The following is a 25,801-nucleotide window of genomic DNA, read 5'->3' on the forward strand; positions in this document are numbered from 1 at the left end:
CTTCTATGAATCTCGCCCGGCAGTTCGGTCCAAAAGCCGGAATACAATAGCCGCTAAAAGCACAGCTGATAAAAATAACAGAAACGTATTTACATTGAAATTTTGATGATTGATATGAATGGAAAGCCCGGTTGTAATATCCTGTACATACTGTTCATTCCATGTGCCGTAACGGTCCGAAAGTGCCTGCCTGATCACGCCACGGTATGCTTCAAGTGAATGATGCCGGTAAAAAAGGGCCGCTGCTAAATGGGTAAGCAACAGAAGAATACTGATGCAATATGTTTTGGCTTGAAAAGGGCAGCGGCGCAGCAGTGTCCACCAGAGCACTGTCATCACAATGAACAAAGGAATAAGTCCCATTAAAATCAGCAGAGCGGGATTGCCATTACCGGATGAGGTACCGGGAGCTGGCGTCATCCAATACCCCAGCATAAACAAACCAGATACGATCAGTGTGAGGATGCATAACGTTACCTTTACCGCTTTCATTTTATCACCTCTTCGCCAGCATACCTTTTTTTCAATTTTTTGTAAATTCCATTTTAAAGAAAAAGCTGTCTCTACTAAAGACAACTCTTCCTGTTTTATTTTCCATATACCTGGGCTTCTGTCACGTATCCTTCTTTTATGACGGTTTTCATGAAATAATTGGGTTGGTTTTCTTTTTTTGTTATTATTTTATTAACAAAACCATTAAAATCGAGGTGTACAGATGAAAGATATTGAGCAGGCAGTGAGATGACTGCTTCCGGAAGAATGGCAGGAAACTTTTTAAGTACACAGAAAGATATCATTGAATTCTCGTTTACATCAGATGGAGAGCTTCCGCTGATGACATCAAAAGCAGGCGGCTTCGGATACATACCAAAAAGCATGGAGTTTCCAGTAAACCGAGAAGGCATGCCCCTATCGCTTCTAGCGAAAATTAACTTTGAGGAATTGCCGGCACTTGATCCCTATCCTACCCATGGACTGCTGGCCTTTTACGTGGATTACTATGACGATTTGATTGGCGCTGATTTTGATGACTATGAAATTAAAGCCCCTGTTGTAAGCATACTCCTCTAGAAGCGGCGGAATGAGCCCGGCAGCAAAAAGACAAACGGCACGAACAGCAGCACATTTCCCACCTCTTTTACTCCTTTGATTCATTCTATACAGCTTGTCCACCTTAATTTTTCAAGATGCTCCTTCCACTGCAAACGCCGTCTTTTGCAAACCATCAAAGATTTATAAAAGACGGCGCCGCTGTTTACAGTGATAACAATGCTATTCCTAAAGTGAGCTGGGCTGCTGGCCCCGTTTAGGTGATCACCCCATCCGCTTTTAAAAAAGCGGCAGCATCCCGGTGAACCTGCTCCGAACCCCTGCCGAGCCAAATCAAATGCCCCCACGTGTTGTACAGTTTCAATGAAGCAGAAGGAATATGCGCTTTTGCAAAATAAGCGTGAGCTGTAGATACAGAGCGGTCGTTCAAGCTTGCTTGAATGAGTACCGGACAGGAAATACGGGAAAGATCCTTTTCTGTAAGCATTCCGGAGCTTTTTAAATCCATAAGAAAGCCTGTGCCAGATCGCTGACGGCAGTTCATTTTTCGTACCTCTTCGATGTCCTCTTCTTCCACAAGGTGCTTTCCTTCTGCATACGTAAGCGTGCTGAGCGAAAAAAACATTGGCCTAAACGACAGGCGCGGAAATGCAGTGCCGACAACTGAAAGCAGCTTCCACGTCAGCCACTCGAACGGGGGGCGAAAAATAACCTGAGAGGTTTTGTATTCGGTATGGTCGGCAGTAAGCCATTTGCCGACAACTGCGCTTTGCAGGGTTAAAGTCCGTACTTTTTCTGGAAACAAGCCGGCAAACTTAACAGCGGTCGGCCCGCCGGCTGATATGCCAATGACATGCACCCGGTCAATGCCCAAATGATCCAGCAGTTCAGCGTAGCGTCCGACCGCTTCCTCCAGGGGGGCAGGCGTTGTTAAACCATAGCCCGCCCGCGACGGTGTAATGAGCTGAAATCCACGCTCTAAGAGAGGTGCATAACCAAATTCCTCGTAGCAGTTGGAATGTCCGCCATGCACAATGAGTACCGGCGTTCCATTTCCAACTTTTGAATACTCAACGATATAGTCGTTTGTTTCATATGTTCCGATAATTCGATTCAACCCGCTTCCTCCTTGTCGAACAAGCCGGGAGAGATCCATACGCTGTATAAACATTTTGGCTTCTCCTCTTTTTGGTATAGTCTTTCCCATTGAAGTCCGTTTCTCATGCTTACACCGATAATTTTTCCGCTCCTTAACAAAGGCTTTAGGCTTGTCAGCTTCCCATTAACTGGGCAAACCCGTAAAAAACCCCATTGCTCCAAGCAAGGCAAGGCCGAGAAGCACAGTGGCGATCGCCAGGACCAGCGTGCGCTTCGTCTGTTTCTTAAACTGCACGAGCGGCATACAAGCTGTAAGAATGCTGAGCGTGGTAAAGCCAGCGATGAGCCAGCCATGTACAAAAAGAAGTGAAACATCTGCGATAAACAGGATGGTGAGAACACACTCGGCCAGAAAGAAAGTGCCCAGCACTCCAGCTTTCATACGGCCTACCCTTTCTTGCCCAGCATTATGCTGGATGAACATCATTGTCTATCTCATCCGAAAAGGCTTCTTCCGAGAGCACCCGAATGCCATGCCGCAACAGCAAGGCTGTTGTGACTCCGGTTCCCGCTATTTTTTTGCCTGAGAAGCTTCCATTGTAAACAGCCCTGCTGCCGCATGATGGACTGTTTTCTTTTAATACGGCCGCCTCCGCTCCGATTTCCTGGGCGGTTTTAAGTGCTGCCCTCGCACCAGCAACGTACATATCCGTTACATCATTTCCAAAATGATCGATCACTTTAGCCCGTCCATCGAGTACATCTTCTCCGGTTCCGCCGACAATTTCAGCCGGCGGACGCGGCGTTTGAAATCCTCCCAATAATTCCGGACATACCATCACAGCTTTTTTCTCTTCAACGAGCTGGCGGATTCGTTTATCCAGCCGGTCTGTCCCGTTATAACGCACTTTCATACCCGCCAGGCAAGAACTGACCATGATCATGTTTCTCACACTCCACTTGCATGTCTTTCCCAAAGAATAACATAAAGAGCGGGTAAAAGCGTCTCTCCCGCTATTTTGGGCAAAATGATTTACACTGGAGAAAAGGAGTGAATTCATGGCAAAGCATATCTTTACCCTAACAGCTGACTGGCCGGGCGGGCGCAACGACAGCGGTACGATCCAGTCTGGCCATTTAAAAACGAAGGTGTCGATTCCTCCTGAAATGGATGGTCCCGGCATTGGCACCAATCCCGATGAGATGCTGCTTGGCGCAGCGGCCACCTGCTATATTATTACGCTGGCGGCAATGATGGAGCGCAGCCGGCTGGAGAAATCCTCTCTTACAATGACCTCCGAAGGTGTAGTGGACGTAACAAACGGCGTGATTACATATGAACGCATTATCCATAAGCCGCGTATTGTGCTGCCAGCGGATGCAACAGAAGCGGATGTGCAAAAAGCGCACCGGCTGGCGGAAAAAGCGGAATCATCCTGCATGATCAGCCGCGCTGTTAAAGGAAATGTCGAAATTGAACTGAAGGCTTCCGTTCAAAAAGTGCTATCATCGTCTTGAGGAGATGAAATAATGAAAACAGTTGTTATAATTGGCGGCGGCATTACGGGCGTAACCGCACTTTATCACCTGACAAAAGAGCAGCCGGACTGGAACGTCGTGCTCGTGGAACAAAACGAGACACTTGGCGGAAAAATCCGGACAATCAAAGAGAATGGGTTTACGATTGAAACAGGGGCGGATTCGATGGTCGCCCGGAATGCCGGCGTTCTGCCGCTCATTGAAGAGCTGGGTCTTGGAAATGAGCTTGTCTATAATGAAACTGGTGTATCGTATTTATATACAGATAATACTCTTCACAAAATTCCTGAAGAAACGGTGTTTGGCATTCCAACAAGCATCGAATCGCTGAACGAAAGCACTCTTCTGTCCGAAGAAGGAAAACGGGCGGCACTTTCTGATTTTGATAAACAAGACAATCCGTTTGGCCCGGAAGATTCGGTCGGTGACTTTTTAACCTATTATCTTGGCCCTGAAATTGTCGAGCGACAGATCGCTCCGGTTCTCTCCGGCGTTTATTCCGGGAATTTGAGCAATTTAACGATGAAGTCAACGCTTCCGTACCTGCTTGATTATAAAGAGAAATACGGCAGTATCATCAAGGGATTTTCCGCCAATAAAGAAACGTTTCTCGGTGATAAAGCACGAAAAAAATTCGTTTCCTTTAAAAGCGGGCTCGGTACACTGGTCGACCGGCTCGCAGAACGCTCACCATCGGCCCGCATCTTAACGGACACAAAGGTAACAAGCCTTCAAAAAACAGGGAATGCTGTTTCGATTTCTCTTCATACAGGGGAATCGCTTCTGGCCGATGATGTTGTACTCGCCATTCCGCACGATGCAGCACAAAAGCTCTTAAATGATCCGGTGCTCGACACCCATTTTAACGAGCTGAAAAATTCTTCGCTTATCTCGGTTTATTTGGGGTTTAACCTGCCAGACGAACAGCTTCCTGCGGATGGAACCGGCTTTATCGTAACGGAAGGCACCGATTTAACGTGTGACGCCTGCACCTGGACAAGCCGGAAATGGACGCACACATCAGCGGAGCGTAACTTGCTCGTCCGGTTTTTCTATAAAAGCTCAAATCCGCACTACCCTTCTCTTGCGCGTTTGACCGAAGCAGAGCTTACCGAGGCGGCCCTTTTGGACCTGCAAAAAAGCCTTGGCATTCATGAAGCACCAACGACTGTTCATATTACGCCATGGATGGATTTAATGCCAAATTATCACCTTGGACACAGTCAGGCTGTAGCGGGGCTTTCTGCTGAACTTACTCAGCATCACCCGCATCTGCATCTTGCCGGCTGCTCTTATTTTGGCGTTGGAATTGGAGCCTGCATCCAAAACGGCAGGCAGATCGCGCATACCCTTTCCGAAAACGGGGACACTGCTCATAAGGAGTGATGATCTGTGGAGAAAAAAACATACGATGAACGATTTGAAGAAAATACGAAACAAATTCAAAGAGAAAAGAATGAGCGTTTAGAAGACAAAAGCCGCCTGCCAGATGACCAAAATCGTATGAAAAGCGTAGAAAATCGGCGCACATAAGGAACAAGCGGCACTCTTTTATGAAGTGCCGCTTGTTTTTTTAAAGTTTAAACTTATGTACCAGTCCATCAAGTTCTTTCGCCATATGGGCAAGAGATTGAATAGAATCCGACATGTGCTCGGTTAAGCTGCTTTGTTCAACTGCAATAGCCTGTACATGTTTTGTGCTGTCTGCCGATTGGGCAGCTACCTGTGCAGAATCTGCTACCGAAGCAGCAATTTCTTCAGAAGAAGCGGACATTTCTTCTGATACAGAAGAAACCTCCTCAATTTGACGTGCGATTTCTTCTATTGAAGACAAAATCCTTTCAAAAGCTTCTCCCGCTTCCCGAACAAGCAAAATTCCGCTTTGCACGTTTTCTACTACTACATTCATTCTGTCAACAGACCGATTGGTGTCTTTATTCATATTCGTAATCAGCAAGGAAACTTCTTTTGCCGACTGTGCGGATTGCTCGGCCAGCTTCCGCACTTCCTCTGCCACGACCGCAAAGCCTTTTCCATGCTCCCCCGCTCTTGCCGCTTCGATTGCCGCATTCAAGGCAAGCAGGTTTGTCTGGGAAGAAATGTCCTGAATCACCTGAAGAATGTCTGTTACTTCAACGGACTGTTGCTCCAGCTGCTTGATCGCCTCGCTTGACTGCCCGACGGATTCGTTAATATTATGCATTTGCTCAACAACATCTGTCACTTTTTGAAATCCACTTTCGGCCTCAGCCAGCGTTAAAGAAGCCCGTTCCGAAACAACTGAGCTGGATGCGGCTGCATGCTGAATACCTTGGGACAGCTCACCCATCACGCCAGCACTCTCCTCGGCCCGTTTACGCTGAATGTCAGTTCCTGACGCAATTTGCTGCATAGACGCTGTAACCTTTCGGCTCCCCTCGCTGATTTCACGTGCATCCTTTAACAGCCCGCCGGAGGTTTTTACCAATTGGTCTGTACTATCGTTGATTCCTCCGATCACTTTTTTTAAATCGTAGACCATTCCTTGGAAAGCTTCGGTTAAAACACCGAACTCATCTTTTGAGCTGTCCTTGATATTGGAGGATAGGTCCCCGCTTTTTACCCGTTCTACTTCTTTTGTCAAACGCTTTAACGGCTTTGTTAAATAATGGGTAACGAGAAAAATAACGAGCAGGCTCAAAACGAGGATGAGCCCGGTCAAGAGAACCAGATTGATTTTGTTCGCGTGCATGGTTTTGTACGCTTCACTGGCATCAAAGTCTGCCCCGATCAAACCGATTACCCTGCCATCTCCAGCCTTGATCGGTACATAGGTGGTCACCAGGGCGCCATAGTCGTCTGTACGGCTCATTTCTGTTTGAACTTTCCCTGTTTCGAATACTCGATTCATCATGGCATAGTATTCTTCGTTTTCTTCTATTTCTCCAAGTCCGGACGCATTTTCATTCCCTTTGGGCATGCCATCGACCATATAAACATAACGATAGCCATCCCCTTCCTGCTCACGAGCCATTGTATACAGATATTCCAGGCCATTCATTTCTCTTAACTCATTTAAATTGGCACGCAGTTCCTTGTAATAAGCGGTTTCGCTGGATTCCATAGTAATCTCTTCATATTGCGCTGCGTCAATCAGGACGGCTGCACGGCTCGCAATATTTTCGGTTACACTGCTGAGTGACTCCTTCGCCAGCTGTTCCGCTGTGTAATAACTAACGAACGAAATAATGACACAAGCCAGAAGAACAATCATTGAAAAAATGAAAAGCATCTTTCCTTTTATGCTTTGTCTAACTGTATCCTCTCCATTTCTATTTTATTTTATCATCTAGTCCTTTTAACCTTTATTCTAATCGAGAAATACGAACTAGCAAAAGGAAATATCTCAAAAATAATAGTCTATTTTTCTTGTTTTTGAAAATAGATGGTTTCTTTCTAGGGATTATTACGGGTCTTTTTCCATACAAAAAGTGTCCAGCTGCTTCAAACAGGCTTTGTCCGCTATATTCTTCTTTTCTTTCGTTTGCTACACTAGTAGAAAAAAGCAGGTGATCCAATTGCTTTCTCCGATTCTCTCCCAAAAAATTATTCAAGATGTAAAAAAATTGATCGATGAAGACATTTTGATCGCTGGCACAGACGGCATCATCACCGCAAGTTCTGACGAAAAGAGGGTCGGTGCGTTTCACGAAGGTGCGCTTCTTTGTGCGGCCGAACGGCGGACACTCGTTCTTTATAAGGAAGATGAAAAGCGGCTAAAGGGGGTTAAAAACGGGCTCAATCTGCCGATTTTTTTTATGAGCCGTGTAATTGGGGTCATTGGCATTACCGGACATCCTGAGACAATCCTGCCATATGGGGAATTACTGCGAAAAATGACAGAGCTGCTTGTGCAGGAAGGATATATGGCCGAGCAGGCGCAATGGCAGGCGCGTAGCCTCGAATCCTTCGTTTATGACTGGCTTCATACGGCAGCCCTGACACCGGAGCTGAAAAAACGGGCAGATGCACTTCAGGTCGACTTAGCTAAATCAAAACAATTTGTGTTGATCGAAGCTTCTTTTACTTCCCGAAGCATTCAAGAGATGAACCGGTTTTGGGACGATGCGCGCGGTCTTGACTTCTTCGTCTATCAAGGACATGAACGGATACTGCTCATACATTCTGTTCATGATAATGCCTCGATTTTGCCCTACAAATTGAACAGGCTTCAACATTTTATGGAGGAAGCGCGCCTCGGCGCCGGTCAGCCGGTATTACCGGACAATGCAGCGGAAGGGTTTGCCCAGGCAGAGCGGGCACTCTCAGCTGCCCCGCCGAACCATATTGTATTCGAAGAAGAGCTACGCCTGTCTCTTTGCCTGCAAGACATCCATCCGAAAACAAGAAAAGAATTTGTCCACCGGCTGATTGGAGAGGCCACAGGCCAGAATGAGCTGATCGGGACACTGCGTACATTTTTTGATCAAAATATGTCCTTGAAGCAAACCGCCGAGGCAATGAACATTCATATTAATACGCTTCATTATCGGCTGAAAAAGTGGCAGCGTCTGACCGGGCAGGACGTCCGCATAACCGAAGACGCTGTTTCTACGTACCTGGCTCTTCGATTTTTGGATGAATCACTAAAATCATAAGGAAAAAAGATGATTTTTTCCTATGTATCTCTATATGAATTCGCTTTCAATCACCTTATGATTAAGGGGAAAAGGAGCGATTGATCATGATTTCTTCGGAAAACATTCAAACATTCAAGCGTATTGTCGGCGAGGATAATGTTATTACTTCTTCTGCCGGCCGTCTTGTGTATTCATACGATGCTACACCAAACTTCCAGTCGATGCCGGATGCCGTTATCGCGCCGCGCTGCACAGAAGAAATTTACAAAATTGTAAACATTTGCCGTGACAATAAAATTCCGATCGTCCCGCGCGGCTCTGGCACTAATCTCGCGGCCGGGACGGTTCCTTCTGAAGGCGGTATTGTCCTTCTATTCAAACATATGAACAACATTTTAGAAATTGATGAAGAAAATTTAACCGTAACGGTGCAGCCCGGTGTCATTACACTCGATATGATTAAAGCCGTGGAACAAAAAGGCTTATTTTATCCGCCAGACCCGAGCTCGATGAAGATTTCCACGATAGGCGGCAACATTAACGAAAATTCCGGCGGCTTGCGCGGCTTAAAATACGGCGTGACGCGCGATTATGTGATGGCGCTCGAAGCCGTTCTGCCAAACGGCGATATCATCCGTACCGGCGGCAAGCTGGCAAAAGATGTAGCCGGTTACGATTTAACGAGGCTGCTCGTCGGCTCAGAAGGCACACTTGCCGTCATTACGGAAGCGACGCTGAAACTTATTCCAATGCCAGAAACGAAGCAGACAATGCTTGCCCTTTATGAAAGCATGGACGCGGCAGCGAAATCGGTCAGTGAAATTATCGCAGCGAAAATTATTCCAGCAACACTCGAATTTTTAGATCGGCCGACACTCATTGCCGTTGAAGACTTTGCCCAAATCGGCTTACCGACGGATGTGGAAGCGGTGCTCCTGATTGAACAGGACGGCCCGCCGGAAATTGTCGCGCGCGACATGGAAAAGATGGCGGATATCTGTACACGCGAGCAAGCTGTTTCAGTACAGATTGCTGCAACGGAAGCGGAAGCACTGGCACTCACAACGGCAAGACGTTCCGCCCTTTCCGCTCTCGCCCGTCTAAAGCCGACAACGATTTTAGAGGATGCAACCGTGCCTCGGTCAGAAATCGCCAACATGGTGAAAGCGATTAATAAAATTGCGGAAAAGCATAACGTGCGCATTGCTACGTTCGGCCACGCTGGCGATGGAAACCTGCATCCGACGTGTCCGACTGATTCGCGTGACCATGATGAAATGGAACGGGTTGAAGCGGCATTCGCCGATATTTTCGCAAAAGCGATTGAACTCGGCGGAACGATTACCGGTGAGCACGGTGTCGGGATGATGAAAGCGCCGTACTTAGAATGGAAAGTGGGCCCGGAAGGTATTGCCATTATGAAAGCGATCAAGCAGTCATTTGATCCAGAAAACATTATGAACCCGGGCAAGCTGTTTGCAAAAGAAACGAGAAAACGGGTGGTGGTGACACTATGACAACGATGACAGCACGTGAACGGACGATTCAAGAACAATTCAGCTTACGCATGGACGAGGGTGAACTGTTAAACTGCATGCAGTGCGGCTTTTGCCTGCCCTCCTGCCCGACGTATATTGAAACCGGATTTGATGAAAGCCAGTCGCCGCGCGGCCGGATTGCACTTATGAAAGCAGTCCATGACGGACTGATCGCCCCGGATGCGGAAGTGGAACGCTCACTGAACTTATGCCTTGGCTGCCGCGCCTGTGAGCCGGTTTGTCCGGCAGGCGTCAACTATGGCCATTTGCTTGAAGAAGCGCGTGATATTTTTGCTGGTCATAACGAATTTAAGCCGGCAACAAAAGCGGTCCGTAAAACAGTATTTGAAGGTCTCTTCCCTCACCAAAACCGGATGGAACATGCCGTCAATCTGCTTGGCATTTACCAGCGGAGCGGCCTGCAAAAAACAGCGTGAAAGCTCGGATTTATGAAGCTGTTTCCGGAAAGTATGCAGGCAATGGAACGGTCCCTTCCCGCTGTGCCAACAAGAAGTGCGATGAAAAATCGCAGCCGATCCCTTACTGCTCTTGCGGAGAAAAAAGCAACCGTTGCTTTTTTTTCCGGCTGCTTGATGGATACAATGTTTCTTGATACGAATAATGCGACGCTCAAGCTGCTTCAACGGGCAGGCTGCGATGTGGTGATTCCCGACGGCCAGAATTGCTGCGGCGCACTGCACGGCCACAGCGGTGAAAAGGATGGCGCAAAAGAACTTGCCAAACGTAACATTGATGCCTTCGAACGAACAAAGGCCGATTACATTATTACAAATGCCGGCGGCTGCGGTGCTTTTTTAATCGATTACGATCATCTGCTAAAAGACGATCCCTACTACAGTGAACGTGCCCGTGCGTTTACAGCGAAAATAAAAGATATTACTCAAATCCTATTTGAACTGAAGTTTCACGAAAAGGTGCGGCTGAAAGTGGATCCGCAAGTGATTACGTACCAGGATTCATGCCATTTGCGCAACGTAATGCATACGCACGCCGCTCCGCGTGTGCTGATGCAGGCGATTGAAGGCGCAGACTACCGCGAAATGGAGAAAGCGGATTCGTGCTGTGGGTCGGCCGGTATATACAATATCGTAGAAAGCAGCATGTCGATGCAGATTCTAGATCACAAAATGGAGCACGCAAAAGCCACAAGCGCGACAACTATTGTCACTGCTAATCCAGGCTGCCTGCTGCAAATGAAGCTTGGCATTGAGCGGGAAGGCTTGACGGATTCCATTCAGGCAGTGCATATTGTCGATCTTCTGCTGGAGGCATGTGAATCTTAAATAAAAACGGCAGGCTCCCTGCCGTTTTTTTTCGTTATCCGAAAGCAGCCAATTCTCTCTTCAGCCGGCCGTTTGTTTTTGCAGCACTTCCGTTTTTTAGCCCTGCTTTTTTGAGCTTTTCATCCCCAGCGGATACCGGCTTCCCACTTCAAAATAAAAACTTTCATCACCTTTGATAGAAGAAAAAAACTCCTTTTCTTTTTGTGTAGAGAAGCACAAGAAAAATCGATACCGATCTATTAATTTGTTCCAATAAAAGAAGAGAGAAACAGTGGAGGAGAAAAAATGAAGCTCTTTTCACAAATATATAATTGGATGTCAAAGACGCTTAAAGGGCGCTTTTTTACGACTTGTTTTATGCTGACAGCAGCGGACGTATACTCTACAACATGAACCCCAGAGCTGCAACGAGAAAAATTAGTGTGCACAACACGCCTTATTTTCAGGAAGGTATGGAGTGGCACACGTTTACAACTGGTGTACGGCTGATTGGAGATCGAAACATTCGCTCGATCATTTTTTCCGCTCCCGTTACTAAAGAAAATGGCCGGTTTGACGGAATCCTCGCCGGCATTGTCCTCGTTAATGACATTCGCCATATTGTCGGCGACTTTGCATACGGAAAAACGGGTACGGTGTTCCTGGTTGATAAAACCAGCGCCGTACTAAGCGCTTCCTCCCGCACATTTCCTGCTTCCTTAAACAACACCGAACTGTTTCAGGATGCGCTGAAGCGAAAAAAACGAACCGAGCCGTATATAAACGCAAACGGGGTGGAATCCATCGGCCAATACACGTGGACCAATGGAGATGAGTGGGTGCTGATCAGCGAAGTGTCCACCGCGGAAATTGAGCAGCCGTTTCGGGATACGCTTTTTTTCATGAGCATTATTTTACTGGTTATTTTTGTTATTTCTTATTTTTTATACGCCGGTTGATCGGCCGGATCACCGAGCCGATTCCAGCCCTGCTCGAAGGAACCACCATTTTGCGAAAAGGCCATTACAGCCACCGAATTGACGATCGGGTATTTGCAAATGCATCCAAAGAATTCAGCGGGCTTTGCAGCGCTTATAACGATATGGCACGCGACCTTCAAAGGGAGCAGGCACTTCGCCTGCAGGCAGAAGAAGAAATGCGACGGACTAATGAGCAGCTGCGGCACTTGTCATTCAGTGACAGCTTAACCGCCGCTTTTTTGATGATATGCTGACGCTGTCATGGAAAAAAGCGCTCGAACAAAGAGAGCCGCTTTCTCTTCTTCTGCTCGATATTGATTTTTTAAAAAATACAACGACCGATACGGGCATGATACCGGTGACAGAGCGCTGCAGCATGTAGCAAGAGTAGCAGATGAGATCGCAAAAGAAGTTGGGGCTGCTGCTGCACGCTATGGCGGCGAAGAACTGGCCGTTATTTTGCCGCCCGGCAGTTGAACGTCTTGGCATTTCGCATGAAGACCATAAAAACAAAGTGATTACGGTTAGTATTGGAGGCGCCGCTCTTACGCCTCAGCCTGGCGACCACCCGTCTCTTTTAATACGAAAAGCAGATGAAGCTCTTTATACGTCAAAGCGCAAGGGACGCGCCCGGAATACAACCTATGAATCTGTAACACTGTGAACGGTTCCGTTCACAGTGTTTTTTTTCAAACGGGGTTTCGAATTGAGCGCATTCCCTGTATATAACCATTAGAAAGGAGGATGGTTTGATGGAGACGATACTGCCGCTTATTCAGGACGTCGGCTTTCCAATCGCGGTGACTTTTTACCTTTTGTACCGGATTGAAACGAAGCTTGATGGCGTCATTCAGTCTATTCAAAATCTGCCTGATAAAATGAAAGAATAAAAGAAAAAGCAGCTCTCCTTTCTAAAGGAGGCTGCTTTTCATGGTGACGGACGGATTTCCGCATAGCCAGGCCGGAAAAAGTAGTTTTTCGGTCTTCATAACAAGTAGTCCGGCCCTGTTTACATGTTTCTGGTTCTCTCATCCCCATTTCGCGCCCCACAGCTTCATTTCTTTAATAATCTTATGAAAATCCTGCCCTTTTTCGGTTAACGTATACTCGACGCGAAGTGGTACGGTCGGGTACACGGTCCGCACAACAATGTCATTCGCTTCTAGACGGCGAAGCGTATCGGACAGAGATTTTGGACTGACCCCCTGGACAGCGCGTTCAAGTTCTCCAAACCGTTTCGTTCCACAGAACAATTCCCGCAGGATTAAAAAAGACCATTTGGATCCAATGATATCGAGTGCCCGTTCAATCGAACAGTCAATAACCAATTCTTCTTTACTCATATCCATCCCCCTTACTATCTTTTTGATAGTACCTATACCATACCATATTACCTTTTAAAAATTTCACTACTTTTCAGTGAAAAATGAAAGCGTTACACTGAAAGAAGACTATGAGACAAAGGAGACTTTTACATGAGCTACCTAACCAACTCCGATCGTTACCTGGCAAATCCTGACCGTTACAAAGGCAGCATGCAATACCGCCGAAGCGGAAAATCAGGTCTTCTTCTCCCCGCCATTTCACTGGGCCTCTGGCACAACTTCGGCGGTGTTGATACATTTGAAAATGGCCGGGCAATGCTGCGCCGGGCGTTTGATCTCGGCATTACTCATTTTGATCTTGCCAACAACTATGGACCGCCGCCAGGCTCTGCTGAAGCTATGTTTGGAAAAATCATGCGCAGTGATTTTGCTCCGTACCGCGACGAAATCATTGTCTCTACCAAAGCCGGTTATTATATGTGGGAAGGCCCTTACGGTGAATGGGGGTCAAAAAAATATTTAACTGCCAGCCTGGATCAAAGCTTGAAACGGATGAATCTTGACTATGTGGATATTTTTTATTCTCACCGCCCAGATCCGGATACGCCTTTAGAAGAAACCATCGGGGCGCTGGATTTATTTGTCCGCCAGGGAAAAGCTTTGTATGTCGGAATTTCGAGTTATTCTGCCGAACAGACAGCCGAAGCAGCAAGTATTGCCAAGGAACTTGGCACGCCGATTCTCATTCACCAGCCGTCTTATTCGATGTTCGAGCGCTGGATAGAAGACAGCCTGCAGGATGTACTGGATGAACACGGCATTGGTTCGATCGCTTTTTGTCCGCTGGCGCAGGGACTGCTGACAAATAAATATATTCACGACGTACCTGACAATTCTCGTGCCGCTAAAAATACCGGATTTCTGGAGAAAGAGCGGATTACCGATGAAGTCCGGGTACAAATCCGTGCTTTAAACGACATGGCTGCGGAACGCGGCCAGTCGCTTGCCCAGATGGCTCTAGCCTGGGTACTGCGTAACGGCCGGGTCACTTCGGCCCTGATTGGCGCAAGCAAAGTAAGCCAGATTGAAGAAAACGTAAAAGCTCTTGACAACCTTCACTTTTCTGATGAAGAGCTTTCAAAAATCAACTCCATTTTATTACGTGACGTCAATGCCTGACAGCGGCCATCCCTTTTTGGGGGATGGCTTTTTGTTTATACATTGTATCTGTCCCGCATACATCCCATCTTTTTTTAAATAAGGGTATCGGTTTTCCTTTCTTCCTTGTACATAAAGGGTGAAAGGAGGGGAAAACAATGGCACAAGCAACTTTAACGAAATCATCACTGCGCCTTACGTTTGACAATGGCGTAGATGAAAATGGCAAGCAGCTGTTCCAAACAAAAACATATTCAAACGTAAAAACAGATGTCACACCTGATCAGTTTAATGCTGCCGCTGCAGCGATTGCCGGGCTGTCTGCACGGCCGCTCGTATCCATTGAGCGAAACGATACTTCGACTATTAACTAAAAAAGGAGGAATACTGTATGGCTAAAACCCTACAGCTTCAATTCACTACTGCCGGAGGCGGCACGTCCAGCCTCACGATCGATACACCGGTTGAACCGGTGGATGCGGCAGCCGTTACGCAGGCGATGAACGCGATTATCGCATCCGGCGTTTTTATGGCCTCAACCGGCTTATTCACCGCTGCCAAAAGTGCCAGCTTGATCGACCGTGAAGTAACCGAGATTTTATAATCGTGAAGCCTGCCCGTTTTGAACCGGGCAGGCTTTTTCATACGATTGAAATTGATTTTAAAAATATCCATTTACAAAAACTCTCCTTTAGTGTATTTTTACACTAAAGGAGAGTTTTTGATGAAAAAATATTATATTTTCTTTTCTATTATCTGCTTATTTGTTTATTTTTCTATTCCTTTTCTTATGATGGCTGATGTGTTTTTCTATACGTTCGATGAATTTTCCATTTTTTTAATGGGGCTGTTTCCATTGCTCGGTATTCTTTATGCTCTTTTAGGAAAAAGAGGACGGGCTGCACGTATCAGCATTATGTTAAACAGCCTGGCTTTTTGTTTTTTATTTTTGCTCGTGGTTCTAAGGACAGGCGTTGTACCGATGTAAGCAGTAAAAAAGCAGACTGGAGTGCTGAATATGGCAAAATGGATTGTTTTATTTCTGTTGGCCGCTTATCCTGCTTTCTATTTGTGGGGCCCTCACCTATTCAAAGAAAAACAAGTGAAACAGGAAGTGCTCGCTTATTTAGAAAAAAGCCAAGGCTGGAGTGAGGATGACCTTTTATCCATTAAAGTCGTTGATGACTGGATGTCAAACGGAACACCCTGGCGGTATCGTGTTACAGTAGTGCGAAAAAAGGAACCAGAAACTCACTACGAGTTTTACAGTGGAGAAAACGGTCAGGTAAAGCTTTTTTCTATACCTTCCCAAAACGGCGTGTTCCTGCTGGAGCGTGCGAATAACTTCAATCACTGAAACAAACCAACATAAGGACATTTATCAAGGTAAGAAAAATATAGAACGAAAGTAATGACATTGATCAATATAACCACTCTTCTGCTCATTTTTGCTATCGGAAGGACTCTATGAGGAAGGACAATCAGCAGGAGAATGAATTACCCTCCACTGAAAGAAAGCTGGACAGAATTTGATCAGGCAGGAAAAATTCTTACTCCATGCTCTCGTTCGTGCTTGTATTATATGAAAAGGACAATATAAAAACCGATCCGCTTTTGCGGATCGGTTTTTATTCCCGGTGAAACAGCCCCATTACTTCAACCGTCTGCGTAATGTTTACGAACGCGTGCGGGTCGACTTCTTGAATCATCTGTTTCACTTCATTTAATTGATAACGGGTAATGACGGTCATTAAGACGGAGCGGCTTTCGCCGGAATATGCACCTTTTGCTTCCGTGACGGTAATGCCGCGGTACAGGTTTTTCAGCATTTTCGCACAAAGCTCATCGCCTTTTGAGGTTACGATATGCAGCGTGAGCTTAATGTGCTTCGTGTGAATCGTATCAACCACTTTGCCTGTTGCGTAAATGGCAATCAAGGTGCTGAGGGCAGCATCCCAGCTGAACAGAAAGCCCGCGGCAACAATCACAATTGCATTCATGATGGACAGCAGTGTGCCGAGCGGGAAGTCCCGCTTGCGTGCCAGCAGCATCGCGATAATATCAAAACCGCCGGATGAAGCAGACGCACGGAAAGTCAGGCCGACTCCCGCACCCGTTAGCACGCCGCCGAACAAAGAAGAGAGGATCGGCTCAGTGGACAGCTGCGTGATGGGAATCCAATAAAGAAACAAAGACAGCGATACAACCGATAAAATCGTATACGCAATAAATTTCTTTCCAAGCTTGACTACCCCGAGTATGAGCAGCGGAAGGTTTAATAAAAAGTTTAACAATCCGGTATTCAGTGGCGTAATAATGCCAAGCATGATCGCTACCCCGCTTAATCCGCTGCTTAAAATCTCGTGTGGGATTAAAAAGAAATTATACGCGATGGCAATCAGCACGGAACCCGCCAGTATAAGCAAAATGTGCATAAAGCAGCTCCCCCTTTTTTTTCTTCATTATAAGAGAAAAACTGGCAGTTCCTTTAAAAATAGTGTTTTCAGAAAAGCGGCAAATGCGTGTTTTTTTTCTTCTTATTGTATAATAGAAGGAATCAAAGGCAGCTTCGTTCGCCCTTGTGATTTGCCAGAGGAGTGGACCTGAATGAATGAACAATCCCCGCTCGTCCGTTTTTTAGGCGGACGCACAGCCCTATTCGTCTTAAGCCTTGTGCTTTTGCTTGGGCTTACTATTATGGTATATTCCCGAGTTTCCTTTATTTTTGACCCAATTTTCGGGTTTATCGGCACCGTTGCCCTCCCCGTTATTTTATCCATTGTTGGCTACTACTTATTAAGCCCGCTTGTGAATCTGCTTCAGCGCTATAAAATACAGCGCGGCTGGGGAATTTTAATTGTTTTCGTGGCGCTGTCCGGCCTGATTACCGTTTTGCTGGTGACTATCCTGCCTTTTTTGCGGGATCAGACTGAAGCGCTGATTGCTTCATTCCCAAGCTACGCCCGGCAGCTCGGCATGGATATCGATATGTGGGCACGGAACTCGCCCTTTGAAGCCCAATACATGGAAATCTCTAAAAATATGCAGACGAACGCTGAACAGTTTCTAGGATCCATTACGCAGAATTTTTCTGATTTTGCCGGGCATACGCTTGACAGTATTACGAATGTGATCGCTACACTCACTAATTTCATTGTCTCGCTCGTAACTGTGCCGTTTATTTTGTTTTACCTGCTAAAAGACGGCCATAAGCTTTATAACGGCTTCCTGCATGTGCTGCCGCCAAGAATGCGCGGCCGTACTGGGGCGATGCTGATTGAAATGGATGAACAGCTTCGCTCATATATTCAAGGACAAATGCTGGTGAGTCTTTGCATTGGAATTATGATGTATATCGGCTTTCTCATTATCGGCCTTGATTATGCGCTGCTGCTTGCGGCTATTGCCAGCGTAACCAGCGTTGTGCCATACCTCGGACCGGTCATTGCCATTACACCAGCGATTATTATTGCCATCGTGACCTCACCGTTTATGGTGGTGAAGCTTGCCTTAGTATGGACAGTTGTCCAGCTTTTAGAAGGTAAATTTATTTCTCCGCAAATTATGGGCAAATCGCTGCAAATTCACCCGGTCACCATTATTTTCGTTTTGCTGACGGCTGCCCACCTGTACGGCGTGGTCGGTGTGTTGATCGGCCTGCCGACTTATGCGCTTCTAAAAGTCATTGTTCAGTATATGTTTGGCTTATTTAAAGCTCGTTATAACCGTTTTTCCGAAAAAGCGGATGATCAGTATGCTGTTGTTGAAACGGATGATGATCTTGTTTAAGACTGTGCAGCCCGGGTAAACATCTACTAGACGTATCAAAAAGGAGATGTTTTCATCATGGCACATGACAACAATGGACTTGGCGACAAATTAAAAGGCGCCGTAAACAAAGCAAAAGGTGAGGTAAAAGACCAGGTAGGGAATGCAACAGACAACGCAAAAATGCAGGCAGAGGGCAAAGCTGATAAATTAAAAGGCGATGTGCAGAACCATATTGGTCATGCGAAAGACCATCGTTAACCACCTGCCAAAACACCCGCAGTGTAATAACTGCGGGTGTTTTTTACTTTCCATGACCAGTGTACAAAAAAGCAGCTTCCTGATCAGGAAGCTGCTTTTTTTATACTCTTTTTTTCATCCATTTGGATAGAACTTCATATACAATCGGCACAATAACAAGTGTCAGCAAAGTTGAACTTGTCAAGCCGCCGATTACAGTTACACCGAGGCCTTTTGAAATCAAGCCTCCTCCTTCGAGACCGAGCGCAAGTGGAAACAGGGCACCAATCGTCGCCAGCGCTGTCATTAAAATAGGACGCAGACGTGTTGATCCTGCTTCGAGCAGCGCTTCACGCGTCGTTAAGCCTTCGCGTTCTTTATGAATGACTCGGTCAATCAGCACGATCGCATTCGTTACTACAATCCCGATCAGCATAAGCGCACCAATCATAGAGGAAATACTGATTGTTTCGCCAGCAATCAAGAGCGCCACAAGCGCACCGATAATAGCAAACGGCAGCGAGAACAAAATTGCGAATGGTGCGAGACCGCCGCCAAATGTAATGACGAGTACGAGATACACAATCGCAATCGCCGCCAGCATAGCAAGGCCAAGCTGCGTAAACGACTCATTAATATCCTGCGTTACACCGCCCATTTCTACATTTACACCTGCAGGCAAATCAAGTTTATCGAGTTTTTCCTGCAGTGAATTGGATGCCGCAGATACATCGTCGCCTTTCAGCTCTCCGCTCACATCCACAAAAACTTTCCCATTACGGCGGGAAACCGTATCGGATGTTTCTCCTTCTTCTACCGTCATTACACTGCCGATTTTCACCGGCTGGCCGTTCATTGCTGAAACAGAACGGTTCGTGATATCGTCAATAGATTCATATGACTGCGCAGGCACATCAATATAAACATTGACGTCTTCCCCATCCCTTTCAATCGTCGTTAAAATTGGGCGTTCCCGCACCGGGCTCAGCTCCATAGCGATTTGACCGGCAGTCAGGCCTGCTGCCGCCATTTTTTCTGGATCGGCAACGAGCGTGTATTCTTCATAGGCGTCTGCAAGACCTGTTTCCACCTTTTTAAAATCACCGCTATCTTTCATCATCTCTTCTACATTTGCCACAACCGGCTCGATGTCTTCCAGCTCTTCGCCGTAAATATTAACGGCGACTTCATTACTTCCGGCGCTGGCCGAGAAGTCCTGCGACGCCCATTCTCCTTTAGAAACAGAGTCTTGCAAATCTTTGAGCGCGTCTTCTTTTTTCTGTGTGAAATCTTTTGTCTCTTCGTTATACATCACATAAAACATGGCGCTGTTCGATTGGCCCGGGTTCATCGGATTTTCACTTCCGACTGAATACTGAACCGTCTCTACATCGTCGATATCCATAAAGTAGCGCTCCGCATCAGCCGCAATATCCGCTACTTCCTCCATTGTCTGTCCCGGCTCCGGGGCGTACGTGACAATAACCATTTTCTCTTCTTCACTAGGCAGGAAGCTGACGCCGATCTTCGGCACTAAGAAAAAGCTGCCGATCAGGAGCACAACGGCCGTTAGAAATGTAATGATTTTATGATTTAAGGTCCAGTTCAACACAGAACGGTAACCCGCTGCAAGCCGTCCTGGCTTTTCTTCGTGTGCTTTTGCCTTAACACCGCGTTTAAACAGTGTATGGGCGAGCATTGGCACAATGGTGACAGCTACCAGGAGCGAGGCAAGCAGCGCGAACACAACCGTCAGCGCAAATGGAAGAAACAATTCGCCTACCGTACCTTCTACCAGCCCAAGCGGCAGGAACACCGCAATGGTTACAATAGTGGAAGACATAATCGGCACGAACATTTCTTTTGTTGCTTCACGGATCAGTTCTTTTCCGCGCAGCGTCTCACCCTGAAGCGACAGGCGCCGATAAATGTTTTCCACAACCACGATCGAATCATCAATGACGCGCCCAATAGCAACTGTCATCGCTCCAAGGGTCATAACATTCAACGTAATATCCATTTGTTTCAGTAAAATTAACGCAATTAAAATCGACAGTGGAATTGAAATAACTGAGATAACCGTCGAGCGTACATCACGCAAAAACAGCATGATAATAATAACCGCAAAAAGAGCACCGAACAGCGCTTTGTTCAGCATTGTTTTCACAGATTCTTCAATTGGACCGCCTTGGTCAAAAGTAGAAGTAATCGTCAGACCGTCCATATCACTTTCAAACTCATCTACTTTTTCTTTTACTGCATTGACAACGTCCACTGTATTCGCATCGGCTGCTTTTACAATTTGCAAGCCAATTGATTCCTGGCCGTTTGTTCGGGAAATCGATTCGGCTTTTCCGGTTAATTTCACCTCGGCGATATCCGACAGCTTGACCGGTCCGATTAGAAGATTCTTCAAGTCTTCAAGCGTTGTAATATTGCCATCAACCATCACAGACTTTTCCGTGCTGCCAAATTCAAATAAGCCAAGCGGTGCTTGAATGTCAGCTCCTTGAATCATTTTCGTCACTGTGTCCTCATCCAGCTTCAGCTGGGCAAGCTTTGCCTGATCAAACACAACGGTTGCTTCCTCCACCTGCTGGCCGGATATTTGAACCGATGCCACACCTTCAGTGCCTTCAATTTCCGGTACAATCTCCTCTTCTACAAGTGTTGTCAGCTCCTCCAGAGACAGGTTTTGGTCTGAAAGACTGAGCGCCATGACCGGAAATGCATTAATGCTTAAACGCGATACGTCAGGCTCCTGCACGTTTTCTGGAAAATCCAGGTCCTCAAGTGCTTCTTTTGCTTCCTGTTCCGCTTTTTCCATATCCGTTGAGAAGCTGTATTCTACTTGGACAGAGGAAGCGTTTTGATAGGAAGTCGAGCTGACGACTTTTACGCCTCCTAAGTTTTGAAGCTGCTTTTCAATGGGTTCTGACACACTGTCCGCCACTTCTTCCGGCGTCGCTCCCGGATAGACCGTTGTTACTGTCACAATTGGCGGCGTGATATTAGGAATCGTCTCAAGCTTCATAGAAAGCCCGGCATACAAACCAGCCGCGGTTATGATGATGGTCATCAGCCAGACGGCAAATTTGTTTTTCAAGACGAAGTTAATTAACGCGTTCATGTTTCCTCTCCTTTATGACCAACCGGTCAGTTCTCTTTTCAATATATATGACTAGTCGGTCAACCGTCAAATAATTTCCGGTTTCAAAACAGTGACTTGTGGGTCATAATAGAAGTAGAGGTGAACGTCTATGACTGAGAAAGAACAACGAATTATTGAAGAATCCCTTAAACTATTTGCCCAGAAAGGCTTTGCTGCCACTTCCATACAAGAAATCGCCACCGCCTGCGACATATCAAAAGGTGCTTTTTATCTTCACTTTAAATCCAAAGAAGCATTGCTGTTAGCGGTTCTGCATTATTACTTTGATTTGTTGTCAGCTAAAATCAAGACGATTGAATCTGAAGACTTGCCGCCGCGCGAAAAGTTTGTAAAACAAATTGAATGCCAAATGCGTGAGATTCAACAACATAAAGAGTTTCTTATCATGCAGGCACGCGAAAATGCAATTCCATTCAATGACGATATCGAAGCGTTTATTTTCAAAATGCGTACGGAGACGCATCAACTTTATCGAAACCGGCTGATCGGTATGTATGGACGCGAGATTGAACCGTACTTTTGGGACTTGTCTGCTGCACTTCAAGGCATCCAGCATGCGTTTTTGCATATGACACTTGTGGATGGAATAGAGCTGGACGTCCATTCATTTGCGGAGTTTTTATTAGATAGTGCCGATGATCTGCAGGCCGGGCTGAAGCGCCGCGCCAAGCCGCCTGTGATCGACTCGCAAATCATGGAAAATTTGTTTAAGCATCACCTGAACGACGATCTTTTCGTTCTTTGGCTGTCTGATTTAAAGCAGGAAAACTGGTCTGATGACATCTTCGTTTCGCTTGATGTGATCGAACAGGAACTCCAAAGCAGCAGTCCGCGGCCCGCTGTGCTGCGCGGTATGCTTGCCAATCTGACCGAAGAACCCAGCCTCCACGAGTTTATGCAGGCTGTGAAAAACTATTACAAACTTGGGTAACAGATCGTTTCATAAGAAAAGCCCTGGCAGGAATGCCAGGGCTTTTCTTACTTCGATTGCGGCCGGAATCCTTCTTCCAGCAAATAACGCTCTGCTTCTTTAAATGATTCAAAGCTTTCTTCCAAATTCAAACCTGTGTACACATTCCACAGCTCATCTTCATTCGCAAGCACCAGCACTTGTCCTTCACGGTTTTTCCATTCCGTTTCTTTCACAAGCTCCTCCTGCTCAATGGCTTCGTCTTCTGGTTTATCTGATAAGTACCGGATCGAATCCGATACCGCTGCCCGGAGTTCACTTTCTGAAAAGTCCCGAATATTGACAAGCCCTTTTGAATCAGCTTCATACCCCGGCAAGTCGCCGACAAAAACAAATCCATTCCCATTAGGATGCAGGTGGTACACGACCACTGTTTTTTCATACAAACTTTCCTCAAAATGGTAATTAACACGCTTTAACGACACATCTTTCGCTGTCAGCTGCGGAAATGTCGCAAGAATTGCTTTTTTTTCTTCAAATGTAAGCATGGTACGCCTCTTTTCTTTTTAGATGACCGTAGTATATCATTTGCAGCCCCGCTTTTAAAATTAAATAAAATATTTATCATTTCTCCCAAAAAGCTGGCCAAAAGAGCTAAATATTTATCATTTTTTGCCGAAATACATAGCAAGATATCGACATATTACGACAATAACTAGGAGGTTATACCCATGAAACATCTGAAAATTGGCCAGAAAATGCTCGTTTTAATCATAGCGGCTGTTCTTTTTTTGCTGATGATCGGCGGTACCAGCTATTTCTTTTTGAATCAGACAGCCGAAAAGTCGAAGGAGATGTATGAAAATAAACTGGTTTCCATCCAAAACATCGGCCAAATCCGGACGAACAACCGGGCCATCACGGCTTATACACTGGAATTAATGATCTCTACTGATTCAAACATGAACCAGGAGCTCCGCGAGAAAACGGAAAACTTGATCGATGAAAATAACAAGCTCATGGAAGACTACTTGAACGCCAGCAAATCCGATCCGAAAGAACTCGAAATGGCTGAGCCGTTTGTAGAAGAATTTAAAACGTTCAGTGAAAAAGCAATCGATGCTCAAATTCTCGCTGGACAAAATAAAAATAAAGAGGCCTACGAGCAGTACTTAGCAGAAGTAGAACCTGCACGTGCAAAAATGACAGAGCTTGGCACTCAATTAAGCAATTATAATCGAGACACGGCGGCTGTATTAAACAATGAAAACCAGGAAAGCGCCCAAAAAGCAAACGCGATTATTTTAATCGCTTCTCTTCTTTCCATTCTTCTTTTCGTGGGACTTGCAATTTTGATTTCCCGGATGATCACCCATCCTATTCGTACCATTCAGGAATTAATGAGCCAGGCTCAAAAAGGAGATTTAACCGCTTCCGGAACGTATGTTTCTCGTGACGAGCTTGGACAGCTGACTGCGTCATTCAATGACATGACGAGCGGATTGCGTGAGGTGATTCGGCAGGTCGCTGAAACGGCGGAGCAGGTTGCGGCTTCTTCCGAGGAGCTCAATGCGAATTCAGAGGAAACGACGCGTGCGACTGAATTGATCGCAAACACAATGGAAGAAATGGCAAGCGGGTCGGACAGCCAGCTGCGTCAAGTGTCTGACACAATGGCAACGATGAATGAACTGGCAGACGGCGTTCAGCAAATCGCGCGCAATGCACACTCTGTCTCCGAAACAGCTGCTGGGGCGATTGAACGTGCGACTGCCGGAAACGCATCAATCCGCCAGGCCGTTAACCAAATGGGATCCATCAATACAACATTCGACGGGCTTTCTGGTGTGATTCAAGGACTCGGCCGCCGTTCAAACGAAATTGGCCAGATTATTGATTCTATTACAGCGATCGCTGCCCAAACGAATCTGCTTGCGCTGAATGCAGCGATTGAAGCGGCACGGGCCGGCGAACAAGGCCGCGGATTTGCGGTGGTAGCCGATGAAGTTCGTAAGCTTGCCGAAGAATCTGCCCAGTCAGCCAGCCAAATTTCCGAGCTGATTTCCACTATTCAAGCAGAAACCGCCCAAGCCGTCGAAGCGATGAAATCAGCCACAGCTGAAGTACAGGGCGGTATTAATGTGGTGCATAATGCGGGCGGCTCGTTTGCAGATATTACTTCTGCAATCGGCGACGTAACCGGTCAAATCCAGGAGGTATCCGCCGCTGTCCAGCAAATGGCTGCCGGCACTGAGCAAGTTGTTGCAAGCATGGATCAAATTCATTCTATCTCAGAAGAAGCTGCTGCCAGCACGGAAAATGTCTCGGCGGCATCTGAGGAGCAAATGGCCTCTATGGAGGAAATCGCCGCTTCTGCCCGTTCTTTAGCGGAAATGGCAACCCATCTTCAAGAGATGACCCGACGCTTTACCGTTTAATAAAAAAGCAGTCTCTTTACCGAGACTGCTTTTTTAATAAGCCTGGATTGAGGACAATGGATAAAACCGCAGCTGCACTTCTCCGTTTACACTGTTCTCCGGGATCAGCCCGAACGCGCGGCTGTCTTTGCTGACACGGCGGTTATCGCCCATCACAAATAAGTATCCGTCCGGAACCCGGTCATACCCGGTTTTTTCCTTTAAAGTAAAGTCACCCATCAGCTTTTCCCCCGGCATCAGTCCGGCCCGATTTTCATCTAAATACGGCTCCTCTGTCGCTTTTCCATTCACGTACAGCACATCATTTTTCACCTCAATCGAATCGCCCGGTACTCCGATAACCCGCTTAATATAATGTTCATCCACATCCGGCGCGTCAAATACGATTTGATCAAATCGATTGACCTTCGTTGTTTTAGTGATAATGACTTTATCGTCGTTCTCAAATGTCGGTGCCATGGATTCTCCGTGTACGACAATACTTGAAAATAAAAAGTAGCGTACAGCACCTGCGATGATGACCGCCATGGCAATCGACTTTATCCACGAAATGACTTCGCTCCAATTCATGTAGTTCTTCCCTCCCTTTTTCAATTGAAGCAATTCCTTTTCCTTATTGTATCAAACCGAATCCTTTTCATGCCAGAATCACCCTTTTAAAACGGACAACTGCAAGAATACGT

General features: G+C 46.4%; 28 protein-coding genes and 2 pseudogenes. 20 read left to right on the top strand and 10 right to left on the bottom strand.

Going from position 1 to position 25,801, the window contains the following annotated elements; translation table 11 throughout:
* Positions 1-3: 3 nt before the first annotated feature.
* Positions 4-492, bottom strand: coding sequence for a hypothetical protein (locus M3221_RS02080; RefSeq protein ID WP_251269887.1), 489 nt, complete (start codon positions 490-492; stop codon positions 4-6).
* A 249-nt stretch (positions 493-741) separates the two neighbouring features.
* On the opposite strand from M3221_RS02080, the gene M3221_RS02085 reads away from it, so the two are divergent.
* Positions 742-1,071 carry a DUF1963 domain-containing protein gene (locus tag M3221_RS02085; protein ID WP_251269888.1) on the top strand — a complete coding sequence of 110 codons (330 nt, stop codon included), beginning with the start codon at positions 742-744 and terminating at the stop codon, positions 1,069-1,071.
* A gap of 235 nt (positions 1,072-1,306) precedes the next feature.
* Here M3221_RS02085 and M3221_RS02090 read toward each other — a convergent pair whose 3' ends face one another.
* From M3221_RS02090 to M3221_RS02100, 3 genes are all read right to left on the bottom strand, one after another.
* Positions 1,307-2,167 (bottom strand): alpha/beta fold hydrolase, encoded by an 861-nt coding sequence (locus M3221_RS02090; RefSeq protein WP_396120236.1) that lies wholly within the window; start codon positions 2,165-2,167, stop codon positions 1,307-1,309.
* Positions 2,168-2,332: 165 nt separating this feature from the next.
* Entirely contained in the window at positions 2,333-2,590 is a 258-nt protein-coding gene (locus tag M3221_RS02095) for a hypothetical protein (RefSeq protein WP_251269891.1), read from the bottom strand.
* Between the two features lie 25 nt (positions 2,591-2,615).
* A complete protein-coding gene (locus M3221_RS02100; protein ID WP_251269892.1) occupies positions 2,616-3,092 on the bottom strand; it encodes a 2-thiouracil desulfurase family protein in 477 nt (158 codons plus the stop codon).
* Positions 3,093-3,207: 115 nt separating this feature from the next.
* Between M3221_RS02100 and M3221_RS02105 the strand changes: the two genes are divergently transcribed.
* From M3221_RS02105 to M3221_RS02115, 3 genes are read left to right on the top strand one after another with little or no spacing between them, the layout of a single operon-like run.
* Positions 3,208-3,666: an OsmC family protein gene (locus M3221_RS02105; protein WP_251269894.1), complete on the top strand. Its 459-nt coding sequence runs from the start codon at positions 3,208-3,210 to the stop codon at positions 3,664-3,666.
* 12 nt (positions 3,667-3,678) lie between these two features.
* Positions 3,679-5,073 carry a protoporphyrinogen oxidase gene (hemG, locus tag M3221_RS02110; protein WP_251269895.1) on the top strand — a complete coding sequence of 465 codons (1,395 nt, stop codon included), beginning with the start codon at positions 3,679-3,681 and terminating at the stop codon, positions 5,071-5,073.
* 6 nt (positions 5,074-5,079) lie between these two features.
* Positions 5,080-5,220, top strand: a complete 141-nt coding sequence (locus M3221_RS02115) for a hypothetical protein (RefSeq protein ID WP_242231718.1) — start codon at positions 5,080-5,082, stop codon at positions 5,218-5,220.
* A gap of 40 nt (positions 5,221-5,260) precedes the next feature.
* Here the strand turns inward: M3221_RS02115 and M3221_RS02120 are convergent, their stop codons facing one another.
* Positions 5,261-6,958: a methyl-accepting chemotaxis protein gene (locus M3221_RS02120; RefSeq protein WP_251269897.1), complete on the bottom strand. Its 1,698-nt coding sequence runs from the start codon at positions 6,956-6,958 to the stop codon at positions 5,261-5,263.
* A gap of 286 nt (positions 6,959-7,244) precedes the next feature.
* On the opposite strand from M3221_RS02120, the gene M3221_RS02125 reads away from it, so the two are divergent.
* From M3221_RS02125 to M3221_RS02155, 7 genes and pseudogenes are all read left to right on the top strand, one after another.
* Positions 7,245-8,324 carry a CdaR family transcriptional regulator gene (locus M3221_RS02125; RefSeq protein WP_251269899.1) on the top strand — a complete coding sequence of 360 codons (1,080 nt, stop codon included), beginning with the start codon at positions 7,245-7,247 and terminating at the stop codon, positions 8,322-8,324.
* An 86-nt stretch (positions 8,325-8,410) separates the two neighbouring features.
* Positions 8,411-9,823, top strand: a complete 1,413-nt coding sequence (gene glcD / locus M3221_RS02130; protein WP_251269900.1) for a glycolate oxidase subunit GlcD — start codon at positions 8,411-8,413, stop codon at positions 9,821-9,823.
* Positions 9,820-11,148: pseudogene (locus M3221_RS02135) on the top strand ((Fe-S)-binding protein). Before glcD ends, M3221_RS02135 begins: the two are co-directional and overlap by 4 nt.
* 350 nt (positions 11,149-11,498) lie before the next feature.
* Positions 11,499-12,086: a cache domain-containing protein gene (locus M3221_RS02140; RefSeq protein ID WP_396120227.1), complete on the top strand. Its 588-nt coding sequence runs from the start codon at positions 11,499-11,501 to the stop codon at positions 12,084-12,086.
* Positions 12,083-12,361, top strand: coding sequence for a cell wall metabolism sensor histidine kinase WalK (locus M3221_RS02145; protein ID WP_251269902.1), 279 nt, complete (start codon positions 12,083-12,085; stop codon positions 12,359-12,361). Before M3221_RS02140 ends, M3221_RS02145 begins: the two co-directional genes overlap by 4 nt.
* Positions 12,355-12,771, top strand: a pseudogene (locus M3221_RS26760) (diguanylate cyclase domain-containing protein). The gene M3221_RS02145 and the pseudogene M3221_RS26760 overlap by 7 nt, the downstream one beginning before the upstream one ends.
* An 88-nt stretch (positions 12,772-12,859) precedes the next feature.
* Positions 12,860-12,997, top strand: coding sequence for a YvrJ family protein (locus M3221_RS02155; protein WP_242231721.1), 138 nt, complete (start codon positions 12,860-12,862; stop codon positions 12,995-12,997).
* A 138-nt stretch (positions 12,998-13,135) separates the two neighbouring features.
* Here M3221_RS02155 and M3221_RS02160 read toward each other — a convergent pair whose 3' ends face one another.
* The gene (locus M3221_RS02160; RefSeq protein ID WP_251269904.1) at positions 13,136-13,450 is read right to left on the bottom strand and encodes a winged helix-turn-helix transcriptional regulator; all 315 of its coding nucleotides are present in this window, start codon (positions 13,448-13,450) and stop codon (positions 13,136-13,138) included.
* Between the two features lie 132 nt (positions 13,451-13,582).
* Here M3221_RS02160 and mgrA point away from each other — a divergent pair, with 132 nt between their 5' ends.
* The 5 genes from mgrA to M3221_RS02185 all read left to right on the top strand — a co-directional run bounded on the left by mgrA (position 13,583) and on the right by M3221_RS02185 (position 15,947).
* Positions 13,583-14,611 carry an L-glyceraldehyde 3-phosphate reductase gene (mgrA, locus tag M3221_RS02165; protein WP_251269905.1) on the top strand — a complete coding sequence of 343 codons (1,029 nt, stop codon included), beginning with the start codon at positions 13,583-13,585 and terminating at the stop codon, positions 14,609-14,611.
* Positions 14,612-14,748: 137 nt separating this feature from the next.
* Positions 14,749-14,964: a DUF1659 domain-containing protein gene (locus M3221_RS02170; protein ID WP_251269906.1), complete on the top strand. Its 216-nt coding sequence runs from the start codon at positions 14,749-14,751 to the stop codon at positions 14,962-14,964.
* Between the two features lie 17 nt (positions 14,965-14,981).
* Positions 14,982-15,194, top strand: a complete 213-nt coding sequence (locus M3221_RS02175; protein WP_251269907.1) for a DUF2922 domain-containing protein — start codon at positions 14,982-14,984, stop codon at positions 15,192-15,194.
* A gap of 120 nt (positions 15,195-15,314) precedes the next feature.
* On the top strand, positions 15,315-15,578 hold the full coding sequence (locus M3221_RS02180; protein ID WP_251269908.1) for a hypothetical protein: 264 nt from the start codon (positions 15,315-15,317) through the stop codon (positions 15,576-15,578).
* 30 nt (positions 15,579-15,608) lie between these two features.
* Positions 15,609-15,947 carry a DUF3139 domain-containing protein gene (locus tag M3221_RS02185; RefSeq protein WP_251269909.1) on the top strand — a complete coding sequence of 113 codons (339 nt, stop codon included), beginning with the start codon at positions 15,609-15,611 and terminating at the stop codon, positions 15,945-15,947.
* A 271-nt stretch (positions 15,948-16,218) separates the two neighbouring features.
* Here the strand turns inward: M3221_RS02185 and M3221_RS02190 are convergent, their stop codons facing one another.
* Entirely contained in the window at positions 16,219-17,025 is an 807-nt protein-coding gene (locus M3221_RS02190) for a YitT family protein (protein ID WP_251269910.1), read from the bottom strand.
* A gap of 172 nt (positions 17,026-17,197) precedes the next feature.
* Here M3221_RS02190 and M3221_RS02195 point away from each other — a divergent pair, with 172 nt between their 5' ends.
* Together M3221_RS02195 and M3221_RS02200 are read left to right on the top strand one after the other, a co-directional pair.
* Positions 17,198-18,379 carry an AI-2E family transporter gene (locus M3221_RS02195; protein WP_251269911.1) on the top strand — a complete coding sequence of 394 codons (1,182 nt, stop codon included), beginning with the start codon at positions 17,198-17,200 and terminating at the stop codon, positions 18,377-18,379.
* Between the two features lie 57 nt (positions 18,380-18,436).
* Positions 18,437-18,619 carry a CsbD family protein gene (locus tag M3221_RS02200; RefSeq protein WP_251269912.1) on the top strand — a complete coding sequence of 61 codons (183 nt, stop codon included), beginning with the start codon at positions 18,437-18,439 and terminating at the stop codon, positions 18,617-18,619.
* A 100-nt stretch (positions 18,620-18,719) separates the two neighbouring features.
* Here the strand turns inward: M3221_RS02200 and M3221_RS02205 are convergent, their stop codons facing one another.
* The gene (locus M3221_RS02205) at positions 18,720-21,728 is read right to left on the bottom strand and encodes an efflux RND transporter permease subunit (protein ID WP_251269913.1); all 3,009 of its coding nucleotides are present in this window, start codon (positions 21,726-21,728) and stop codon (positions 18,720-18,722) included.
* A 130-nt stretch (positions 21,729-21,858) separates the two neighbouring features.
* On the opposite strand from M3221_RS02205, the gene M3221_RS02210 reads away from it, so the two are divergent.
* Positions 21,859-22,701 (top strand): TetR/AcrR family transcriptional regulator, encoded by an 843-nt coding sequence (locus tag M3221_RS02210; RefSeq protein WP_251269914.1) that lies wholly within the window; start codon positions 21,859-21,861, stop codon positions 22,699-22,701.
* 47 nt (positions 22,702-22,748) lie between these two features.
* Here the strand turns inward: M3221_RS02210 and M3221_RS02215 are convergent, their stop codons facing one another.
* Positions 22,749-23,228 carry a hypothetical protein gene (locus M3221_RS02215; RefSeq protein ID WP_251269915.1) on the bottom strand — a complete coding sequence of 160 codons (480 nt, stop codon included), beginning with the start codon at positions 23,226-23,228 and terminating at the stop codon, positions 22,749-22,751.
* A 183-nt stretch (positions 23,229-23,411) separates the two neighbouring features.
* Between M3221_RS02215 and M3221_RS02220 the strand changes: the two genes are divergently transcribed.
* A complete protein-coding gene (locus M3221_RS02220) occupies positions 23,412-25,118 on the top strand; it encodes a methyl-accepting chemotaxis protein (protein WP_251269916.1) in 1,707 nt (568 codons plus the stop codon).
* A 33-nt stretch (positions 25,119-25,151) separates the two neighbouring features.
* Here M3221_RS02220 and lepB read toward each other — a convergent pair whose 3' ends face one another.
* Positions 25,152-25,688, bottom strand: coding sequence for a signal peptidase I (lepB, locus tag M3221_RS02225; RefSeq protein WP_251269917.1), 537 nt, complete (start codon positions 25,686-25,688; stop codon positions 25,152-25,154).
* Positions 25,689-25,801 lie beyond the last annotated feature (113 nt).

Origin of the sequence: Domibacillus indicus, assembly GCF_023715895.1 — a bacterium.
Classification (GTDB): domain Bacteria; phylum Bacillota; class Bacilli; order Bacillales; family Domibacillaceae; genus Domibacillus; species Domibacillus indicus_A.

Excerpts from the sequence above, each read along its gene's own strand:
- M3221_RS02200 (WP_251269912.1), top strand. The coding sequence starts at position 18,437 with ATGGCACATGACAACAATGGACTTGGCGACAAATTAAAAGGCGCCGTA.
- M3221_RS02085 (WP_251269888.1), top strand. The coding sequence starts at position 742 with ATGACTGCTTCCGGAAGAATGGCAGGAAACTTTTTAAGTACACAGAAA.
- M3221_RS02180 (WP_251269908.1), top strand. The coding sequence starts at position 15,315 with ATGAAAAAATATTATATTTTCTTTTCTATTATCTGCTTATTTGTTTAT.
- M3221_RS02100 (WP_251269892.1), bottom strand. The coding sequence starts at position 3,092 with ATGATCATGGTCAGTTCTTGCCTGGCGGGTATGAAAGTGCGTTATAAC.
- M3221_RS02210 (WP_251269914.1), top strand. The coding sequence starts at position 21,859 with ATGACTGAGAAAGAACAACGAATTATTGAAGAATCCCTTAAACTATTT.
- M3221_RS02105 (WP_251269894.1), top strand. The coding sequence starts at position 3,208 with ATGGCAAAGCATATCTTTACCCTAACAGCTGACTGGCCGGGCGGGCGC.
- M3221_RS02175 (WP_251269907.1), top strand. The coding sequence starts at position 14,982 with ATGGCTAAAACCCTACAGCTTCAATTCACTACTGCCGGAGGCGGCACG.
- hemG (WP_251269895.1), top strand. The coding sequence starts at position 3,679 with ATGAAAACAGTTGTTATAATTGGCGGCGGCATTACGGGCGTAACCGCA.
- M3221_RS02190 (WP_251269910.1), bottom strand. The coding sequence starts at position 17,025 with ATGCACATTTTGCTTATACTGGCGGGTTCCGTGCTGATTGCCATCGCG.
- mgrA (WP_251269905.1), top strand. The coding sequence starts at position 13,583 with ATGAGCTACCTAACCAACTCCGATCGTTACCTGGCAAATCCTGACCGT.
- lepB (WP_251269917.1), bottom strand. The coding sequence starts at position 25,688 with ATGAATTGGAGCGAAGTCATTTCGTGGATAAAGTCGATTGCCATGGCG.
- glcD (WP_251269900.1), top strand. The coding sequence starts at position 8,411 with ATGATTTCTTCGGAAAACATTCAAACATTCAAGCGTATTGTCGGCGAG.
- M3221_RS02160 (WP_251269904.1), bottom strand. The coding sequence starts at position 13,450 with ATGAGTAAAGAAGAATTGGTTATTGACTGTTCGATTGAACGGGCACTC.
- M3221_RS02120 (WP_251269897.1), bottom strand. The coding sequence starts at position 6,958 with ATGCTTTTCATTTTTTCAATGATTGTTCTTCTGGCTTGTGTCATTATT.
- M3221_RS02185 (WP_251269909.1), top strand. The coding sequence starts at position 15,609 with ATGGCAAAATGGATTGTTTTATTTCTGTTGGCCGCTTATCCTGCTTTC.
- M3221_RS02080 (WP_251269887.1), bottom strand. The coding sequence starts at position 492 with ATGAAAGCGGTAAAGGTAACGTTATGCATCCTCACACTGATCGTATCT.
- M3221_RS02195 (WP_251269911.1), top strand. The coding sequence starts at position 17,198 with ATGAATGAACAATCCCCGCTCGTCCGTTTTTTAGGCGGACGCACAGCC.
- M3221_RS02170 (WP_251269906.1), top strand. The coding sequence starts at position 14,749 with ATGGCACAAGCAACTTTAACGAAATCATCACTGCGCCTTACGTTTGAC.
- M3221_RS02215 (WP_251269915.1), bottom strand. The coding sequence starts at position 23,228 with ATGCTTACATTTGAAGAAAAAAAAGCAATTCTTGCGACATTTCCGCAG.
- M3221_RS02220 (WP_251269916.1), top strand. The coding sequence starts at position 23,412 with ATGAAACATCTGAAAATTGGCCAGAAAATGCTCGTTTTAATCATAGCG.
- M3221_RS02155 (WP_242231721.1), top strand. The coding sequence starts at position 12,860 with ATGGAGACGATACTGCCGCTTATTCAGGACGTCGGCTTTCCAATCGCG.
- M3221_RS02095 (WP_251269891.1), bottom strand. The coding sequence starts at position 2,590 with ATGAAAGCTGGAGTGCTGGGCACTTTCTTTCTGGCCGAGTGTGTTCTC.
- M3221_RS02205 (WP_251269913.1), bottom strand. The coding sequence starts at position 21,728 with ATGAACGCGTTAATTAACTTCGTCTTGAAAAACAAATTTGCCGTCTGG.